The following is a 19,379-nucleotide window of genomic DNA, read 5'->3' on the forward strand; positions in this document are numbered from 1 at the left end:
GACGCAGCCTGTTGTTCGTCCGCAACGTCGGCCATCTGATGACCAACGACGCGATCGTGGACGCCGAGGACAACGAGGTGTTCGAGGGCATCCAGGACGCCCTGCTCACCGGGTTGGCGGCGATCCATGGGCTGAAGGCCGGCAAGGCCAACGGCCCGCTGCTCAACAGCCGGACCGGATCGGTGTACATCGTCAAGCCGAAGATGCACGGGCCGGCCGAGGTCGCCTTCACCTGCGAGCTGTTCAGCCGCGTCGAAGACGTGCTGGGGTTGCCGCAGGGCACCCTCAAGGTCGGCATCATGGACGAGGAACGCCGCACCACGCTCAACCTCAAGGCGTGCATCAAGGCCGCCGCCGACCGGGTGGTGTTCATCAACACCGGGTTCCTCGACCGCACCGGCGACGAGATCCACACGTCGATGGAGTCGGGCCCGATGATCCGCAAGGGCGCCATGAAGGGCACCACGTGGATCAAGGCCTACGAGGACGCCAACGTCGACATCGGGCTGGCGGCCGGCTTCGAGGGCAAGGCCCAGATCGGCAAGGGCATGTGGGCGATGACCGAGCTGATGGCCGACATGGTCGAGCAGAAGATCGCCCAGCCCCGCGCCGGCGCCAGCACTGCCTGGGTGCCCTCGCCGACGGCGGCCACGCTGCACGCCATGCACTACCACAAGGTCGACGTGGTGACGGTGCAGCAAGGACTCGAAGGGCAGCGCCGGGCTTCCGTTGACCAGTTGCTGACCATTCCGCTGCTCACCGAGCAACTGGCCTGGGCGCCCGAGGAGATCCGCGAGGAGATCGACAACAACTGCCAGTCCATCCTGGGATATGTGGTGCGCTGGATCGATCAGGGTATCGGCTCGTCGAAGGTGCCCGACATACACAACATCGCATTGATGGAAGACCGTGCGACACTGCGGATCTCGAGCCAGCTGCTGACCAACTGGTTGCGCCACGGTGTGATCACCGCCGAAGATGTGCGGGCCGGCTTGGAGCGGATGGCTCCGATGGTCGACCAGCAGAACGCCGGCGATGCGGCGTACCGGCCGATGGCGCCGAACTTCGACGACAGCATCGCGTTCCTCGCCGCGCAGGAGCTGATCCTGTCCGGGGCGCAGCAGCCCAGCGGCTACACCGAGCCGATCCTGCACCGGCGCCGCCGTGAGTTCAAGGCGAGCGTTGGGTAGGCACAGCAGTCCGGAGCCCGACGAGTCAGCCGGTGAGCCTTTCGATGACTATGCCGACGAGCTTCCCGACGACCCGGGATATGTCGACTACGACGACCCCGGCGAGGCCGACGCATCCGACGACTTTCCGGACTTCGCGCCGCGCACGCCACCGCCCCCACAGTCGCCGGCCGGCGGCGGGCATCGCGAGGGTAGCGAGTGGCGTGGTGGTCACCGCAGCGACGGCGGACGGCGCGGCGTCAGCATCGGCGTGATCGCCGCCCTGGTCGTGGTCGTCGTGGTGGTAGCCGCGGTCATTGTGTGGCGCTTCTTCGGTGACGCCTTGTACAACCGTTCGCACACGGCCGCCGGGCGCTGCGTCGGTGAGAGCGAAACGGTGGCAGTCGTCGCCGATCCATCCATCGTCAAGCCGATACTGCAATTGGCCGAACGCTACAACGCGTCGGCGACCTCGGTCGGTGACCGTTGCGTGGCAGTCAGCGTCAAGTCGGCCGACTCCGACGCCGTCGTCAGCGGCTTCATCGGGGACTGGCCGAAAGACCTGGGCCCGCGACCGGCGCTGTGGATCCCGGGCAGCTCGGTCTCGGCGGCGCGGCTGTCGGCCTCCGCCGGGCAGCAGACGATCAGCGACAGCCGCTCACTGGTCACCTCCCCGGTGTTGTTGGCGGTGCGGCCCGAGCTTGCGCGGGCGCTCGGCAATCAGAGCTGGGCGACGTTGCCCGGGTTGCAGAGCAAACCCGACGGGTTGGCCGGGTTGCATCTGCCGGACTGGGGGTCCCTACGGCTTGCGCTGCCGATCCGCGGCAACAGCGACGCCGCGTTCCTGGCGGCCGAGGCGGTGGCGGCCGCGTCGGCGCCACCCGGCGCGCCGCCGACGGCGGGCACCGGAGCGGTGCGCACGCTGATCGACGCCCAGCCCAAGCTGGCCGACAACTCGCTGGCTGAGGCAATGAACGCGCTGCTCGGATCCGGCGATGCGGCAAAGGCTCCGGTGCATGCGGTGGTCACCACCGAACAGCAGCTCTTCCAGCACGGCCAGTCGGTCCCCGATGCCGGCAGCGCGCTGGGTTCCTGGCTGCCGCCGGGGCCGGCCGCAGTCGCCGACTATCCGACGGTACTGCTGAACGGATCCTGGCTGTCGCAGGATCAGGTGACCGCGGCCAGCGCGTTCGCCCGGTTCATGCATAAACCCGACCAGCTCGCCGGCCTGGCCAAAGCTGGTTTCCGAGCCCAGGGCGTCACCCCGCCCGGCAGCGACGTCACCAGTTTCGCGGCGCTGCCGTCGACGCTGTCGGTGGGCGACGACCAGACGCGCGCCACCCTCGCGACCACGCTGACCGCACCGTCCAACGGTCCGACCGCCACCATCATGCTGGACCAGGCGATGACCACCGACGAGGGCGGCAAAACCCGGCTGGCCAACGTGGTCGCCGCGCTGAACGACCGGATCCGCGCGCTGCCGCCGAGTTCGGTGGTCGGGTTGTGGACGTTCGACGGCAAAGAGGGCCGCACCGAGGTGCGGGCCGGTCCGCTGGATGATCCGGTCGATGGGCAGCCGCGGTCGGCGGCGCTGACCAAAGCGCTGGACAAGCAGTATTCGTCGGTGAGTGGTGCGGTGTCGTTCACCACACTGCGGCTCGTCTACCCCGCGGCACTGGCCGATTTCCGTGCGGGGCACACGAATTCGATACTGGTCATCACCGCTGGACCGCACACCGATCAGACCCTGGACGGCGCGGGCCTGCAGGATTTCATCCGGCACAGCGCCGACCCGGCCAAGCCGGTGGCCGTCAACGTCATCGACTTCGGCGCCGACCCGGATCGGGCGACCTGGGAGGCCGTCGCCAAGCAGTCCGACGGTGGTTACCGGAACCTGGCGACGTCGGCGTCCCCCGAGTTGGCTACTGCGCTGACCACGTTCCTGAGCTGAGCAGCCGCAATGAGCGTAGATTTCACCCCGGATCCGCACCTGTACCCGTTCGTGTCACGCTGGTTCGACAGCACCAGAGGTCGCCTGCACTACGTCGACGAAGGTAGCGGTACGCCGATCCTGCTATGCCACGGCAACCCGACTTGGAGCTTCCTGTACCGCGACATCATCGTCGCGTTACGCGACCGCTTCCGCTGCATCGCGCCGGACTACCTCGGTTTCGGGTTGTCTGAGCGTCCGGCGGGATTCGGTTACACGATCGCCGAACATGCGTCGGTGATCGGCGAGCTGGTCGACCATCTCGGCCTCGACGGCTACCTGACGATGGGCCAGGACTGGGGTGGGCCGGTGAGCATGGCAGTCGATGTGGTGCGGGCGGATCGGGTACGCGGCGTCGTCTTGGGCAATACCTGGTTCTGGCCGGCGGACACGCTATCGATGAAAGCGTTCAGCAAAGTCATGTCCAGCCGTCCGATGCAGTATGCGATCCTGCAGCGCAATTTCTTTGTCGAGCGGTTGATCCCCGCGGGTACCGGTCGTCGGCTCAGCGCCGCAGTGATGGCGCACTACCGGGCGGTGCAGCCCGGCCCGCAGGACCGACCGGGCGTTGCGCGTCTGCCCAAAGAGATCCTGGCCGCCCGGCCATTGCTGGAACAGCTCTCGCGAGAAGTGCCGGCCGCGCTGGGCGGCAAGCCTGCCTTGCTGGTCTGGGGTATGAAGGACCAGGCATTCAGGCCGGGCTCGATGATCCCGCGGATACTCACGGCCTTCCCCGACCATGTCGTCGTCGAATTGACGAACGCCAAGCATTTCATTCAGGAGGATGCACCCGGCGAGATTGCGGCGGCGATCATCGATCGGTTCGGGCCTCAGGCGTAGGCCTCCACCGGCGGGCAGGAACAGACCAGGTTGCGGTCGCCGTAGGCGCCGTCGATGCGGCGCACCGGCGGCCACACCTTCGGTCGGAACTCGTGGCCCAGCGGGTACCCGGCTTGCTCGCGGGTGTAGGGGTGCTCCCAGTTGTCGACCACCAGGCAGGCGGCGGTGTGCGGCGCCCCGCGCAGCGGATTGTCGTCGACAGGCCACTCCCCCGCACCGACGCGGTCGATTTCGGCGCGGATGGCGATCATCGCCTGGCAGAAGGCGTCGATTTCGGCCAGGCTCTCGCTTTCAGTCGGTTCGACCATCAGCGTGCCGGCCACCGGGAAACTCATGGTTGGCGCGTGAAAACTATAGTCGGCCAGGCGTTTTGCCACATCGTCGACGGTTACGCCGGTCGTTTTGGTGAGCGGGCGCAGGTCCAGGATGCATTCGTGGGCGACCATACCGTTCTCGCCGGTGTAGAGCACCGGGTAGTACTCGTCGAGGCGGCGGGCGATGTAGTTCGCCGACGCGATCGCGGTCAGCGACGCCGCCCGTAGCCCGATCGCGCCCATCATCCGGATGTAGGCCCAGGTGATCGGCAGGATCGAGGCCGACCCGTAGGGCGCCGACGACACCGGCGGTGCCTGCGGCAGTTCCGGCGCGAACGGATGGCCCGGCAGGAACGGGGCAAGATGTGCGCGCGCCACCACCGGTCCCACCCCCGGACCGCCGCCCCCGTGCGGGATGCAGAACGTCTTGTGCAGGTTCAGGTGACTGATGTCGCCGCCGAACTTGCCGGGCCGGGCCAGACCCACCAACGCGTTGAGGTTGGCGCCGTCGACGTAGACCTGGCCGCCGGCGTCATGCACGGCCGCGCAGATCTCGGCGATGTCGTGTTCGTACACGCCGTGCGTGGACGGATAGGTGATCATCAGCGTCGACAGCCGGTCGCCGTGTTCGGCGACCTTGACGCGTAGCCCGTCGAGGTCGACGTCGCCAGCGCGACCAGGATCGTCGCGGCAGGGCACCACCGCCACCCGCAGGCCGGCCAGCGCGGCCGACGCGGCGTTGGTGCCGTGCGCACTGGACGGGATCAGGCAGACGTCGCGGTTCGGTTCCCCGCGGCTGACGTGGTAGGCGCGGATGGCCAGCAGTCCCGCGTATTCGCCCTGCGACCCGGCGTTGGGTTGCAGCGAGGCCGCGTCGTAGCCGCTGAGCTGCGCCAGCCAGGTCTCCAGGTCGGCGATCAGCCGCCGCAGGCCCGGGGTGTCGGAGGACGGGGCGAACGGGTGCACTCGAGCGAACTCCGGCCAGGTGATCGGCTCCATCTCGGCGGCGGCGTTGAGCTTCATCGTGCATGAGCCGAGTGGAATCATGCTGCGGTCCAAGGCCAAATCCTTATCGGCCAGCGTCCGCAGATACCGCATCATCGACGTCTCGCTGCGATGCCGGGTGAATGCCGGATGGGTCAGGAACTTCGAACGGCGGATCGCGATATCGGCAAATGCCGGCCGGGCGGCATCCACTCCGAAGGCTCGTAGCACCGCGGTCACCTGCTCGTCGGTGGTGGTCTCATCACACGACACCGACACGTGGTCGTCGTCCACCCGCCACAGGTTGATGCCGTCGGCCTTCGCCGCGGCGATCACGTCGTCGGCGCGGGCCGGTACCCGCGCCAGCACGGTGTCGAAAAACCTGTCGTGCACCAACGCGTCGCCCAGGGCGGCGGCGATTTTCTCGGTGTGACCGTGTACCCGCCGTGCGATTCCGGTCAGCCCGTCGGCCCCGTGGTAGCTGGCATACATCGCGGCCATCACGGCCAGCAGCACCTGCGCGGTGCAGATGTTGCTGGTGGCCTTGTCGCGGCGGATGTGCTGTTCGCGGGTCTGCAACGCCAAGCGATACGCCGGCGACCCGTCTACATCACGGGATACCCCGACCAGCCGGCCGGGCAGCTGGCGGGCATGCTTGGCGCGCACGGCCAGATATCCCGCATGCGGGCCGCCGAAACCCATTGGCACACCGAAGCGTTGGGTGGTGCCGAATGCGACGTCGGCGTCGATCTCCCCGGGCGGGGTGATCAAGGTCAGTGCCAACAAATCGGCGCCGACGGCCACCAGTGCGCCACGCTGGTGTGCCTCGGCCACCAGCGTGCTCCAGTCGATGATCCGGCCGCTGGCGCCCGGCAACTGGGCGATCACGCCGAAGAACTCACCGTCGGGCAGCCCGTCTGGCAGGTCGGCGGTGACGATCTCGATGCCCAGCGGCTCGGCCCGGGTGGCCAGCACCGCGGCGGTCTGGCCGTACAGATCGGCATCTATGACCAGTCGGCCAGCCGTCTTTCCGCGGACCGCGCGCTGCATCAACGTCATCGCCTCGGCGGCCGCCGTGCCCTCGTCCAGCATCGACGCGTTGGCGACCTCCAGACCGGTCAGATCCGCGACCATGGTCTGGAAGTTCAGCAGCGCCTCCAGCCGGCCCTGGCTGATCTCCGGCTGATACGGCGTGTAGGCGGTGTACCACGCCGGGTTCTCCATGATGTTGCGCAGCAACACCGGCGGGGTGAGCGTGTCGTAATAGCCCTGGCCGATCATCGACACCGCGACTGTGTTGGCGTCGGCCATCGCCCGTAGCTCGGCCAGGGCTTCGGCCTCGCTGGCCGGCGGCGGCAGCCGGTCCAGACCCGGGGTGGCGCCGGAGGCGGTCAGCGCGTCGAGAATCCCGGCGGGCACCGCCTCGGCCGCCAGTTCCGCCAGGGACTCGACGCCGATGACGTCGAGCATGGTGGCGATCGCCTCGTCGTCCGGACCAATGTGGCGGTCGGCGAAATTCGTGTGGTCGGGCAAGGCGGGCTCCTGACACGGTAGAGGGCCATCTTTAGCGGCCCTCTCCCTCTGTCGCTACCCGCGCCGGGCGCCTGAGAGATTCGGCAGCCGCTTCCAGCAGCGCCTTTCCCCGTCGGCGGGCGGACGGCCGATCAGCCGGCGCCACTTTCCAGAGGCATCGTTATCTCATGCGGTCCGGGTGCCTGAGAGATTGACGGAGAGGTGTTGCTCCTTCGGCGTCCGCGGCTGGCCGCCACGAACTCTCCCGCACAAGCGCGATGCGAGGGTCAGTCTACTGGGGCGCCCTACACCGGCGCGAGCGTGCGCAAACCCGGCGAAATTCCGCAAGCCACCTGTGACACGCACGCTCGCGGGAAAGTGGGGTGTTAGCCGATCTTGCGGTCGCGGTGCTTGCGCCGCGAGGCCAACTCGTCCTCGGGTGCGGTGATCGACTCGCCTCCGTCGGCGCGTTCGCCGGGGAAGTCGGCGATTACGCCGGTCAGCTCACGCATTGCTCCGGAGACGGCGATGCCGAACACACCCTGGCCACCTTGCAGCAGGTCGACGACCTCTTCGGCGGAGGTGCACTCATACACCGTGGTGCCGTCGGAGAACAACGTGATGTTGGCCAAATCCTGCACGCCGCGCTGGCGCAGATGGTCAACGGCGACCCGGATGTTGTGCAGTGAGATGCCGGTGTCGAGTAGCCGCTTGACGATCTTGAGGACCAAAATGTCCTTGAAGGAGTAGAGCCGCTGGCTGCCGGATCCGGCCGCACTGCGGATCGATGGCACCACCAGCGAGGTGCGCGCCCAGTAATCCAGCTGGCGGTACGTGATGCCGGCGATCTGGCAGGCGCTCGGGCCGCGGTAGCCGACCAGCTCGTCGGGCACGGAATCGTCGGGGAACAGCCCGCCCTGCACCGGTTCGGTCGGCGCCCCAGCACTGGGATCGGTGCTGGTCGTGGCGTGGTTCCCGGTGGCGGCGCCGGAATCGAGGTCCAACTGGTCCTGACGTGGTTGGTCGCCCACCGTGCTTCCTCTCGCCGATCGCGCTCGTTGCATGGCTGCCCCGGCAACCGCGTTTGCTCAGGCCGAGTGCTTGTGAGCATACGCTTTTCGGTTCACCGTCGACATCAAAGTATGTCCGCCGCAACGGCCACTCCAGGCTACAAAACGGGCGTGTCGACTTCGAACCCGCAGATGAGACGCATCCGTGATCTTGGCGCGGTCGCTTACGTGGCCTTGAAATCGTCGGGCGAAACGCTGTCCAGGAACTCCTTGAACTTCTCCACCTCGTCCTCGCGCACGACGCTGCTGGGCTCCTCGTCGCTCTCGTCCGGAATCAGCAAACCGGCCTCGGCGAGCACCGCCTCCTCGACGTAGATCGGCACACCGACGCGCAGCGCGATGGCCACCGAATCCGACGGCCGTGCCGATACCCTGATATTGCGGTCGAAGATCAGGTCGGCGTAGAAGGTGCCTTCCTGCAGGTCGACGATTCGCACCTCTTTGAGCGAATGACCAAGCGCGGCAATCAGATCCCGGATCAAATCGTGAGTCAGGGGCCGCGGCGGCTCGACACCCTGCTGCTCCAGGGCGATCGCCGCAGCCTCGGACTGGCCGATCCAGATCGGCAGGTACCGGTCACCGTTGGCTTCGCGCAGCAACAGCACCGGTTGGTTCTGCGGCTGCTCGACGCGAATGCCGACAACGCGAACTTCACCCATCTGTGACTGCCCTCCGCACATGCTGCCGTGTACCGCCCAGACCTGGCCCGACGCCGCGGTGCAAACACCAAGCCGCCGAACACAAGCTGTCGACCGAAGTCTAGCCCTCAGCGGCGCAGTACGTCGCGTACAGACGACTTGATCAACGACGTGTGCAGCGTGATCGCCAGCGCCGCGACCTCCCGCGCCAAGTCGTCGGCGCGGTCACGTGCACCGGCCTTGCCGACCTTGTCCGCCCCGATGAGGGGCGCGGCGATCTGCGCGATCAAATCGGACTGACGGTCCGCCGCCGAGCGAAACGCCCGCAGATGACGTGGCTCGACACCGTACTGGGAAAGCGCCCACGCGCATTGGAGGATGACCACCGCGTGCTCGTCGAAAAGCCCGCCCGGTCCGGTGGTGATCACCCCGGCCTTCAGCAACGCCGTCAGCAACTCCTCGTCCACTCCGGAACGCTCCAGTAGGTCCTCCCGGCCCAGCCGGATGCGGGTGGGTCCCACCGCGCCCGGATCCGATCCGGCGTCGACCTCGGCACTGCCGCTCACCGAAACCAATCGTGGTACGCCATAGGGCGATCCGGTTGGCGGCAACTCACCGTCGGGCTGGGCGTCGAGTTGCGCCTTGATCACCTTCAGCGGTAGGTAGTTATCGCGCTGGGCGGTCAGGATGAAGCGCAGCCGTGCGCAGTCGTACGCGGTGAACCTGCGATACCCCGACGCGGCGCGCTGCGGCGTGACCAGGCCTTCGGCCTCCAAGAATCGAATCTTGGAGATCGTCACGTCCGGGAAGTCTCCCCGGAGCAGGTCGAGAACCGCCCCGATCGACATCCCGGCCAGCGCGGGCGTCTCCGGTGCGGTCACTAGCTGCCCGGGCCTCCTTCGTCGTCGCCGGACTTGGGGCCGGTCAGAAAGACCAGGCGGAACTTGCCGATCTGGACCTCGTCACCGTTTGCCAGCACCGCGGAATCGACCGGCTCGCGGTTGACGTAGGTGCCGTTGAGACTGCCGACGTCGACAACGTGGAATTCGTCGGTCTCCAACCGGAACTCGGCGTGCCGCCGGCTCACGGTGACATCGTCGAGGAAAATATCGCTGTCGGGATGGCGGCCGGCCGAGGTGGTGGGCTGGTCGAGCAGGAAGCGGGAGCCGGCGTTGGGGCCGCGCTTGACGACGAGCAACGCCGAACCGACCGGCAGTCCCTCAACGCCGGAAACCGCACTCTCGCCACCCGCTTGCGCGGGTGCCTCCAATTCGTTGAGGAAATCGGCGCGGAATACCGATGTGGTCTCCACGGTGACATCCTCAGAGGTCTCGTTGTCCTTCTCCGTCACCCGCTGCTCCTCACTGGCCGCTGTGGCGTTGTCTGGTTTAGCCTGGCCGGCCGACTTTCCGCCGGCTCGACCGTCGATGTGTCGACCGTACCGCGCACCGGTCCGCAATGTGCCCACCACTCGCTCATTCGGTCAAGGTGCCGCGGTAGGACTCGGAATCCAGCAGCGCGGCGAAGCCCTGTTCCAGCGCGTCCGGGTCGACCCGGACGTCGAGTAGCCAGCCCGCACCGTACGGGTCGGAGTTCACCAGTTGTGGACTGGCTTCGAGGTCGTTGTTGACGGCGACCACTTCCCCCGAGACCGGCGCGTACAGGTCTGACACCGACTTGGTCGATTCCACTTCGCCGAAGGATTCACCCATGCTCAGCCCAGTACCCGGGTCCGGCAACTGTACAAACACGACGTCGCCGAGCGCCGACTGCGCGAAGTCGGTGATCCCGATCCGCACGGCGTCGTCCCCGGTACGACGGACCCACTCGTGCTCGGCGGTGTAGTGCAGGTCGGGGGGGATTTCGCTCACGGTGTTCCTGTTCTGCTCGACCACTCATCGGTTATTACTTGCCGGGCTGAGCGTATTGGCGCGGTTTCGGTTGCCGCAAGGCGGTGATGCCCACCCGGTCGCCTTGCTGCACCGAGATGGTGCCGCCCACGCGTTTGACGCTGTCGACAGCGCCACCCGGAATGTTCATCGCCGCGGCCAGTGTCGGCGGATCACCAATCGCCACAATCGAATACGGCGGCGAAAGAGTTTTTCCGTCGACGGTCAGCGCCCCTGGAGTGCCGACCACCCAGGTGTCGACACCGACCCGCACCGCTTGTTGGGCATCACGGATCTGGATTGCCTCGGCGCCTGCGGCACGCAACTCGTTGATCACGTCGAGCATCGCCCCGGGCGCCACGCCCGGCCCCGGGTCGTCGATCGTGACCGTGACCCCGGGACCGGTGGCGCCGACGGTGCCGATCAGGATGGACAGCGCGGCGAGCCTGGCCTGGGCGTTTTGGATGGCGGCCTGGTCGTTGTTGCCGGACGCCTGCAAGGCGCTCAGCGTGCGTTGCAGCTCGGTCACTTCGGTGTTCAGCGTGGCCTCTCGCTGGCGCAGCGAGTCCAGCAGGACCAGCAGGTCGGCGGGCCGCGCTGTGTCCAGCGCGTCGCCGGATTCGTTCCGGCGCACCTGGGTGACGATCGCGACGCCCAGCAACAGGCACAGCAGGACCGCGAGCACACCGAACACGGTGCGACCGCGCCGCAGCATGCCGGTGAGCCCGCGCGGTTGCAGCTCGCCGATCTCGGGTTGCGGCTGGTGCGGTGGCAGTTTGTGCCGGCCGCGTTGCGCGGTGTCCTCGGTGCCGTCGTCGGTGTTGTCGCTCACGTCAGTCTCGTATCGGTCAGGCCCCAAACAGCCGGCGCCGCAGCGCGGCCGCGTTGCCGAAGATGCGGATGCCCAGCACGACGATGATCGCCGTGGACAACTGGGTGCCGACGCCCAATTGGTCGCCGACATAGACGATCAGCGCGGCCACCAAGACGTTGAACACAAACGACACCACGAAAACCTTCGGGTCGAAGATCCGCTCCAGATAGGCCCGGAGCCCGCCGAACACCGCGTCCAGTGCGGCGACCACGGCGATGGGCAAATAGGGTTGGATGGCGTCCGGCACGTTGGGGTGAAAAACCAAACCCAGCACGATGCCGACGATCAGCGCCGCAACACCGATCATCGACGTCCGCCTCCTGCCAGTTGGCTTGCTGTCAGTAGCATCTGTGTCACTAGGGCCCAATCTCCTTGGCGAACTTGATATCTCGGATCGCGCCGGCCGGCAGCGTAAGCCCTTCGCGGGCACTCACACTGACGCCGACACCGTAGGAAGTCTCCAACAGTCGCAGCCTGTGCAGACCGGAGCTGCGGTCGAAAATATCCTGCATGGCGTGCGGCGGCCCGATCGCGAGGATCGTGTACGGGCTGCCGACCGGACTATTGTCGACCAGAATCGCGCCGCCCGCCTGCCGGATGGTCACGTTCGGCCCGATCCGGACCCCGCCCACCGATATCGCCTCGGCGCCGCTTGACCACAACGCGTTCACGACGAGTTGCAGGTCACGGTCGAGGATGATCTGCCGGCTTCCGGCCACCCGTTCCTTGGACACGTCGGAGAGGTTCGGGCCGACGCCGGGATCGGTCACCGTCACAGCCAGGCCCGGACCGGTGACCGGGCTGCTGGCTGCGGCCAGGCTGAGCGCATCCAGGCTGGCGAGCAGCCGCCGGCCCTCGGCGTCGTCGACAAGCACGCGCCGCTGAACGTCGTCGACTTGAGTCGTGAGTGTGTTGCGGTGTGCCGCCAACTTGCCGGTGGATGCCTGCTCGGCGCGCACGCTGCGCAGCAGCACTTGTTGGGCAGCGCTTTCGCCGGGCGCGACCAGTCGGGCCTGGGCGACCGCGGCGGCGAACACCACGGCCACCAACAGCGCTGCCGTCGCCTGCCACACCCAGTCGACAGCGCGAGCCCGCCCCCTTCGCGGCGTGGCGGAGCGGCCACGCCGGGCGGCCGCTGCCGCATAGCCGGGGTCGAGGTGCTCCGAGAGCAGGGCACGTAACAGCGACGGCACCGGGATGAACTGCGGCCGGCCCGCCTCGTGTACGTTGCGGCCGGCCTCGGGATCATAGCCGCCCAGCGCCTGGTCAGGCATCGTCTGCCCGTCCGATCAACGGCCCGGCGTTGGCTTTGGGCACTCGGCGCACGACTAACACGATCTGGGCCGTGTACAGCACGAACGACCACAGGTACATGTACAGGCCCCAGATCAGGAAAGCCCACCCGCAGGCCAACACCACCCGGCTCCACAACGCGTCCCACTGACCCAGCAGGATCAGCGGAAAGGCCGACATCAGACCGAAAGTCGCCGCCTTGCCCAGATACAACACGGGCAGCGCGGTGAACCCGCGGCTCCGCAGCAGCGGCAGCTCCAGCGCCAGCAGCGCGTCGCGGATCAACAACGTGGCGATGATCCACCACGGCACGATGCCCCGCAGCCCGAACACGATCGGAACGATCAGCATGTAGAGCCGATCGACCGCGGGATCCAGCAGCTCGCCCAGCCGCGACGACTGGTTCAACAGCCGGGCGATCTTGCCGTCCGCCCAGTCGGATCCGCCGGTGAACACCAGGATGGCCACCGCCCAGGCGTCGGCATGAGCAACCAGCAGCAGATAGACGAAGACCGGGATCAGCGCGAGCCGGATCCCGCTCAGTACGTTGGGCGCCGTCAAGACCCGGTCGTGCGCTGGCGCGCGGTTCATCAGGCGTGACCTTAGCAATTGGCCCTAGCGGAAGATCCCGGGCAGGCTCAGCGCGGACAGCGTGTCGTCGGCCAGTGGGTTGTCGTGCACCATGTACGTCCACGTCGACGTCGGCCGCGCCAGCTTGGACAGATCCACCCCCGGCTCCTCCTCGATGGCCGGGGAGGTCTCGAACGTCTGCTGGGCCGCTTCGATCGCGTCGGCGGCCAGCGAGGCGAACGCGTCGACGGCCATCCGGTGGAACTCGTCAAGCGGATTCTGCCGGCCCAGAGCCCGCAAATGGATGCTCTCGCGAATGTCGGCCAGATACGCCAGGTGATCGGCCCACCCGCGGTCGAGGTGATAGAGCATGATCAGCCGGCAGATCTTCTCCAGGCGGTCCTCGGACAGTTTCTTCGAGAGCTCCTCGTATCGCTCGGGCGCCAGCTCGGCGAGCTCCTCGCGCGCAGTTGCGGTGGAGAGCAACGTGTTTCGTCGCTCAACGATGATAGCGCGCTGCTGGGCGATCAACTGGTTGTAGCGCCAGGTGTTGGCGTGCACGTCCAGCATCCGGCCTTCGGCCACCCGCTGCGCGTGGTCAAGCAACCCGGCCGCCTTGCCGCTGACGATCCGGCCGTCCTCGTCCGCAGCCGTCGGCAGCTTGTTGGATTCCAGGTTGGCCGCGATGACGTCGTCTTCCCAACTGGAGAAGAACACCGTCGAACCGGGGTCGCCCTGGCGGCCGGCCCGGCCACGCAGCTGGTTGTCCAGCCGCTGGGTATTGTGTCGTCCGGTGCCGATCACGTTCAGCCCGCCGAGTTCGACCACCTCTTTTTTCTCAGGGGCGTGGTCGCCTACGTCGGAGCCGCCGAGCCGGATATCGGTACCGCGACCGGCCATTTGGGTCGACACCGTGACCGCGCCGAGCTTGCCGGCCTCGGCGATCACCTGCGCCTCCTCGGCGTCGTTCTTCGCGTTGAGCACCACGGCGGGCACCTCGCGCCGCAGCAACCGCTCATGCAGATACTCCGATTCGGCCACGTCGCGGGTGCCGACCAGCACCGGTTGTCCGGTCTCGTGGACCTCAATGATGTGCGTAATGACCGCCTCGTTTTTGGCGGCCGCCGTGATGTAGACCCGGTCGGGCTCGTCCTCGCGGACGTTCGGGGCGTTCGGCGGTATCGGCGAGACAGCGAGTTTGTAGAACTGACGCAGCTGCTCGCCGGCGGCCAGCGCGGTGCCGGTCATACCGCACACCGTCGGATAGCGGTCGATCAGCGCCTGCACCGTGATGGTGTCCAGTACCTCGCCGGTCTCCGTGGTCTCGATGCCCTCCTTGGCCTCGACCGCGGCCTGCAGGCCGTCCGGCCAGCGTTGTAGCTGGGCGATGCGGCCGCGGGAGGCGTTGATCAGGTGCACCGCGTCGTCGCGCACGATGTAGTGCACGTCGCGCTGCAGCAGCACATGGGCGTGCAACGCGACATTGATCTCGGTGAGCGTGGTGCCGACGTGCTCCTCGGAGTACAGGTCGATGCCACCAAGGGCCGCTTCCACTTTCCGGGCGCCGGCCTCGGTCAAATGGACGTTGCGGCCCTCGGCGTCGGTTTCGTAGTCCTGGCCCGGTCGCAGGACGCCGACCAGCCGGATGATCTCCAGCCGCGGGGTTTCCCGGTAGCTGGTTCCGGCCAGCACCAGTGGCACCAACGCCTCGTCGACCAGCACCGAGTCGGCCTCGTCGATCAGCGCCACGTCGGGGTTCGGCGACACCAGATCGTCGACGTCGGTGACCAACTGGTCGCGCAGCACGTCGAAGCCGATCTCGTTGACCGAGCCGTAGGTGACATCGCATTGATAGGCCGCCCGGCGTTGTTCGGCCGTCGACTCGGCGGTGACCCAGCCGACCGTCAGGCCCAGGGCCGCCAGCAGTGGGCCCATCCATTCGGCGTCGCGGCGGGCCAGGTAGTCGTTGATCGTGACGACGTGGACGTGCCGGCCGGCCAACACGTATCCCGCGGCGGCGATGGCACCGGCCAGCGTCTTGCCTTCACCGGTGGCCATCTCGATCACGTCACCGGCCAGCATCCGCAGCGCGCCCAACAGCTGCACGTCGAACGGCCGCAGCCCGGTGAACCGTTCGGCGGCCTCCCGGGCAATCGCCAGGAACTGCGGGATGTCGGCGGACTCGGCGAGATCGTCCAGCTTGAGCAGGCCGGTCGCCTTGGCCAATTGCTCATCGTCCAGGTCGGCGGCTTTCTCCTCGTACTCCGACGTGGCGCTGACGAGGTCGAGGGAACGGCTTTGGTTCTTCTCCGTGTCGGCGCCGAGCAGCCGCCAGAATCGGCTGCTCAGCCGGCCAGGTACCGTGCTGGTGGTCTTAGGCACAGGTCAACCGTACGCGGGCGGTCAGGCCAGGCTTGACCGGCGTGGATAGGCGACATTCGGGTCGGTGAGCACGTTGACGACGGCGGGCAGGCCGCTGGCGAACGCACGCTCCAGCGCGGGCCGAAGCTCGGCGGGGGTCGACACCAGCTCACCATGGCCGCCGAGCGCGCGCACCACCTCGTCATAGCGGGTGCCCGGCCGCAGTTCGGCCACCACCGAGTAGCCGTATAGCGCTTCCATCGGGTGTTTTTCCAACGCCCAGATGCCGTTGTTGCCGACCACCGAGACCACCTGGACACCGTGCCGCACCAGGGTGTCCCATTCCATGCCGCTGAATCCGAAGGCGCCGTCGCCCTGCAGCAGTACCACCTGGCGGTCGGGGCGGGCCAGCTTGGCGGCCAGCGCGTACCCCGGGCCGGAGCCAAGGCAGCCGAACGGGCCGCTGTCCAGCCAGGCGCCGGCGACATAGCTGTCGATCACCCGGCCCGCGTAGGAGCCGAAATCGCCGGCGTCGACGACGATGATCGCGTCGCGGTCCAGCAGCGGCGCCAATTCGGCGTACACCCGCATCGGGTGCAGTGGGGCCCGATCGTCGGTCAGGTCGGCTTGTTCGAGGTCACGCGCAGCGGTCTCGGCGGCCCGCAACCCGGCGATCCAGTCCTCGTGGCGGCTCTGCGCGTCTTCGCTCAGCACCGACAGGATCGCCGACAGGTCGCCGTAGAGCCGGGCCGCGATCGGCCTCGGGTGCTCGCGGTCGGGTTCGGCACGGTCGGCCACGATCAGTTGGGTTTTTTCGCCGAACACCGCGCCAAAGCCCAACCGGAAATCCATCGGCACTCCGACGACCAGCGCAACATCGGCGTCGCCCAAGGCCTTTGAGCGCACCCGCGAGAACGCCAATTCATGATCGGCGGGCACCATGCCGCGGGCCATCCCGTTCATCAGCACCGGTATCCGCCGTTGCTCGGCCAGCTTCAGCAGCGCCGTCTCAGCGTGGCCCCACCACACGTTGGTGCCCGCCATGATCACCGGCCGCCGCGCGCCGGCCAGCAGCGCGGCCGCCCGGTCGAGCGCGCGGGGGTCGGGTGGGTCCGACGCCGGCGGGTCGGCCAACGCGCCGGGGCGAGACTCGTCGTCGGCGACCGAAAACACGTGGTCCATCGGGAAATCGACGAACGCTACCCCCGACGGCGCGGCGACCGTCGCCCGAAGCGCGTCGTCGACCAGTCGGCATACCGCGTCGGCCGACCGCGCGGTGGCGGCAAACCGGGCCAGCGGCGCCACGAACGGCACATGGTCGATCTCCTGCAGCGATCCCATCCCCCACCGCCCGGCCGGCGCGCGGCCACCCAGCACCAGCAGCGGCGAGCAATTCTGCTGTGCGGCCGCCATGGCGCTCATCCCGTTGGTGACACCGGGGCCGGCGGTCAATGCGGCCACGCCCGGCACCCGCGTCACCTTCGACCAGCCTTCGGCGGCGAAGGCCGCGGTCTGCTCGTGACGGGTATCGATCAGCCGGATGCCCTCGCTGCGGCAGCCGTCGTAGATGGAGAACAGGTGACCGCCGGACAACGTGAACATCGTGTCGATGCCGCTGGCTTTGAGCCGGCGCGCGATGAGTCGCCCAGCGTGCAGCGTGGTCGGGGCATCGATGCTCATCCAGGCAGCCTATCCATGGTTGCGGTAGCTTCGCCCGCAGGAGTTTCGATTGAGGTGCCGGACCGGCCGCCTCGAGGCACAAGGAGACGTCGACGTGGGCAGGGAATTGACGCCGTTCCAACCATCGATCGATTGGGGCAGTGCGCTGCCCGACTCGTTGCGCTGGCTCGCCGTGGCGTGGCTGATCACCGCCGTCTGCGTTCTGCTTGTTTTGGTCGTGGTCAGGTTCACCACCCGGTGGGGGCACCAGTACTGGCGGATCACCCGCGGCTACTTCATCGGGTCGCACGCCACCGGAACCTGGCTGATGCTGGGTGTGCTGCTGTTGTCGGTGATCACCGGCGTGCGATTGATCGTGCTGCTCAGCTATCAGGGCAAAGACCTCTACAACGGGCTGCAGAAGGCGTTCCAGGGCATGGGCGCGGGCAACGAGGTGGTCAAACAGTCTGGTATCCATGGCTTTTGGATGTCGCTGGCGATTTTCTGCATCCTCGCCGCGATCTTCATCGCCCGGATCATGGCCGACATCTACCTGATGCAGCGGTTCATCATCGCCTGGCGGGTGTGGCTCACCGACCATTTGATGGCCGACTGGCTCGACGGACGCGCCTACTACCGGACCCGCTTCATCGACGACGCCATCGACAACCCCGACCAGCGCATCCAGCAAGACATCGACATCTTCACCACCGGCGCCGGCGGAACCCCGAACATGCCGTCCCTCGGAACCGGAAGCACGTTGCTCTTCGGCGCGGTGAACGCGGTGGTCTCGGTGATCTCCTTCGCCGCGATCCTGTGGAACTTGTCCGGCGGACTGAACTTTCTGGGTTTCGAACTCCCGCGCGCGATGTTCTGGATCGTCATTGTCTACGTGCTGGTGGCGTCGATCGTCACGTTCTGGATCGGCCATCCCCTGATCAGGCTGAGCTTCGCCAACGAGATGCTCAACGCCGCTTTCCGCTACGCGTTGGTGCGGGTGCGCGACACCGCCGAGGCTATCGGGTTCTACCGCGGTGAGCGTGCCGAACGGGCGCAGTTGTGGCGGCGCTTCACACCGATCATCGACAACTACCGCCGCTGGGTCAGCCGCTACCTCGGGTACCTCGGCTGGAACACGTCGGTGAGCCAGACGATCGTCCCGCTGCCGTGGGTGTTGCAGGCACCGCGACTGTTCGCCGGCAAAATCGAGTTGGGTGACGTCGGGCAAACCGCGACTGCGTTCGGCAGCATCCAGGACTCGTTGTCGTTCTTCCGCGACCAGTACGACGCATTCGCCGGCTTGCGCGCAGCGATTCTGCGGCTGCACGGGCTGGTCGACTCCAATGCCCGGGGCCGGGAATTGCCTGAGATCTTGGTGCGGCCAAGCGACGACGGCTCGGTGCAGCTCGACGGTGTGGAAGTACGCACACCGGAAGGCACCCAGTTGATCGATCCGCTGGATGTCCACCTCGACCGCGGCGACTCGATGTTGATTGTCGGGCCTTCCGGGGCCGGCAAGACCACCTTGTTGCGCAGCCTGGCGGAGTTGTGGCCGTTCGCATCCGGAACGTTGCGCAGCCCTGACGGCGACAACCAGACGATGTTCTTGTCGCAGTTGCCCTATGTCCCGCTGGGCGATCTGCGCACGGTGGTGGCCTACCCGAATTCGCCGAACGACCTGTCCGACGAGGTGCTGCGCGACGCGCTGACCAAGGTGGCGCTGGCTCCGCTCGCCGACCGACTCGACGAGGACCAAGACTGGGCCAAGGTGCTCTCCCCGGGCGAGCAGCAACGCGTCGCCTTCGCACGCATCCTGCTGACCAAACCGCAGGCGGTTTTCCTCGACGAGTCGACGTCGGCGCTCGACGAAGGGCTGGAGTTCGCGCTCTACGGGTTACTGCGCAATGAACTGCCGGATTGTGTGGTGGTCAGCGTGAGCCACCGGCACACCGTCGAACAACACCATGCGCACCTGCTCGAGCTGCTCGGGGAAGGCGAATGGCGGTTGCGTCCGGTCGAGGGGGAACCGGCGCGGGTCTAGCGACCTAAGCGCCCTATGCGCGAGCGTGCGCAAACCCGGTGATTTCCCCGGCGTAGTAAGAGGGTTATGCCGAAGAGTATTGATGTAGAAGACGTCCTCCTGGTGTCGTTGACGGGCTTGGTATCCCAATACACCGAGGAGGACGTCATGGTTCAGGGTAGTGGTCTGTCGCGTG

16 protein-coding genes and 2 riboswitches are annotated in these 19,379 nt (G+C 67.3%); of the genes, 4 read left to right on the forward strand and 12 right to left on the reverse strand.

What is annotated here, in order from left to right; genetic code table 11:
* From ACRDTL_RS13650 to ACRDTL_RS13660, 3 genes are all read left to right on the forward strand, one after another.
* A partial coding sequence (locus ACRDTL_RS13650) for a malate synthase G (RefSeq protein ID WP_431507241.1) occupies positions 1 to 1,190 on the forward strand: 1,190 nt, incomplete at its 5' end.
* Positions 1,183 to 3,120, forward strand: a complete 1,938-nt coding sequence (locus ACRDTL_RS13655; protein ID WP_431507242.1) for a substrate-binding domain-containing protein — start codon at positions 1,183 to 1,185, stop codon at positions 3,118 to 3,120. The genes ACRDTL_RS13650 and ACRDTL_RS13655, both read left to right, overlap by 8 nt.
* Before the next feature lie 9 nt (positions 3,121 to 3,129).
* The gene (locus ACRDTL_RS13660) at positions 3,130 to 3,999 is read left to right on the forward strand and encodes a haloalkane dehalogenase (protein ID WP_431507243.1); all 870 of its coding nucleotides are present in this window, start codon (positions 3,130 to 3,132) and stop codon (positions 3,997 to 3,999) included.
* Here ACRDTL_RS13660 and gcvP read toward each other — a convergent pair.
* From gcvP to ACRDTL_RS13720, 12 genes are all read right to left on the reverse strand, one after another.
* Positions 3,990 to 6,830: an aminomethyl-transferring glycine dehydrogenase gene (gene gcvP / locus ACRDTL_RS13665; protein ID WP_431507244.1), complete on the reverse strand. Its 2,841-nt coding sequence runs from the start codon at positions 6,828 to 6,830 to the stop codon at positions 3,990 to 3,992. The genes ACRDTL_RS13660 and gcvP overlap by 10 nt on opposite strands.
* Positions 6,831 to 6,868: 38 nt before the next feature.
* Positions 6,869 to 6,988, reverse strand: a riboswitch (glycine riboswitch).
* 2 nt (positions 6,989 to 6,990) lie between these two features.
* A riboswitch (glycine riboswitch) is annotated at positions 6,991 to 7,087 on the reverse strand.
* 108 nt (positions 7,088 to 7,195) lie between these two features.
* Positions 7,196 to 7,840: a MerR family transcriptional regulator gene (locus ACRDTL_RS13670; RefSeq protein ID WP_431507245.1), complete on the reverse strand. Its 645-nt coding sequence runs from the start codon at positions 7,838 to 7,840 to the stop codon at positions 7,196 to 7,198.
* Positions 7,841 to 8,043: 203 nt separating this feature from the next.
* The gene (locus ACRDTL_RS13675) at positions 8,044 to 8,538 is read right to left on the reverse strand and encodes a bifunctional nuclease family protein (protein ID WP_431507246.1); all 495 of its coding nucleotides are present in this window, start codon (positions 8,536 to 8,538) and stop codon (positions 8,044 to 8,046) included.
* A 107-nt stretch (positions 8,539 to 8,645) separates the two neighbouring features.
* Entirely contained in the window at positions 8,646 to 9,398 is a 753-nt protein-coding gene (gene ftsR, locus ACRDTL_RS13680) for a transcriptional regulator FtsR (protein ID WP_431507247.1), read from the reverse strand.
* Positions 9,398 to 9,868: a glycogen accumulation regulator GarA gene (gene garA / locus ACRDTL_RS13685; protein WP_431507256.1), complete on the reverse strand. Its 471-nt coding sequence runs from the start codon at positions 9,866 to 9,868 to the stop codon at positions 9,398 to 9,400. Before garA ends, ftsR begins: the two co-directional genes overlap by 1 nt.
* A gap of 124 nt (positions 9,869 to 9,992) precedes the next feature.
* Positions 9,993 to 10,388: a glycine cleavage system protein GcvH gene (gene gcvH / locus ACRDTL_RS13690; RefSeq protein ID WP_431507248.1), complete on the reverse strand. Its 396-nt coding sequence runs from the start codon at positions 10,386 to 10,388 to the stop codon at positions 9,993 to 9,995.
* 34 nt (positions 10,389 to 10,422) lie between these two features.
* Positions 10,423 to 11,238 (reverse strand): DUF881 domain-containing protein, encoded by an 816-nt coding sequence (locus tag ACRDTL_RS13695; protein ID WP_431507249.1) that lies wholly within the window; start codon positions 11,236 to 11,238, stop codon positions 10,423 to 10,425.
* 16 nt (positions 11,239 to 11,254) lie between these two features.
* On the reverse strand, positions 11,255 to 11,587 hold the full coding sequence (locus ACRDTL_RS13700) for a small basic family protein (RefSeq protein ID WP_431507250.1): 333 nt from the start codon (positions 11,585 to 11,587) through the stop codon (positions 11,255 to 11,257).
* A gap of 49 nt (positions 11,588 to 11,636) precedes the next feature.
* Positions 11,637 to 12,554 carry a DUF881 domain-containing protein gene (locus ACRDTL_RS13705; RefSeq protein ID WP_431507251.1) on the reverse strand — a complete coding sequence of 306 codons (918 nt, stop codon included), beginning with the start codon at positions 12,552 to 12,554 and terminating at the stop codon, positions 11,637 to 11,639.
* Entirely contained in the window at positions 12,547 to 13,164 is a 618-nt protein-coding gene (locus tag ACRDTL_RS13710) for a CDP-alcohol phosphatidyltransferase family protein (RefSeq protein ID WP_431507252.1), read from the reverse strand. Before ACRDTL_RS13710 ends, ACRDTL_RS13705 begins: the two co-directional genes overlap by 8 nt.
* A gap of 24 nt (positions 13,165 to 13,188) precedes the next feature.
* On the reverse strand, positions 13,189 to 15,525 hold the full coding sequence (gene secA2, locus ACRDTL_RS13715) for an accessory Sec system translocase SecA2 (RefSeq protein WP_431507253.1): 2,337 nt from the start codon (positions 15,523 to 15,525) through the stop codon (positions 13,189 to 13,191).
* Between the two features lie 21 nt (positions 15,526 to 15,546).
* Entirely contained in the window at positions 15,547 to 17,184 is a 1,638-nt protein-coding gene (locus ACRDTL_RS13720; RefSeq protein ID WP_431507254.1) for an acetolactate synthase, read from the reverse strand.
* 94 nt (positions 17,185 to 17,278) lie between these two features.
* On the opposite strand from ACRDTL_RS13720, the gene ACRDTL_RS13725 reads away from it, so the two are divergent.
* Complete coding sequence (locus tag ACRDTL_RS13725; RefSeq protein WP_431507255.1) at positions 17,279 to 19,204, forward strand: ABC transporter ATP-binding protein/permease; 1,926 nt, start codon at positions 17,279 to 17,281, stop codon at positions 19,202 to 19,204.
* Positions 19,205 to 19,379: the final 175 nt, after the last annotated feature.

Origin of the sequence: Mycobacterium sp. (assembly GCF_050700595.1) — a bacterium.
GTDB lineage: Bacteria > Actinomycetota > Actinomycetes > Mycobacteriales > Mycobacteriaceae > Mycobacterium.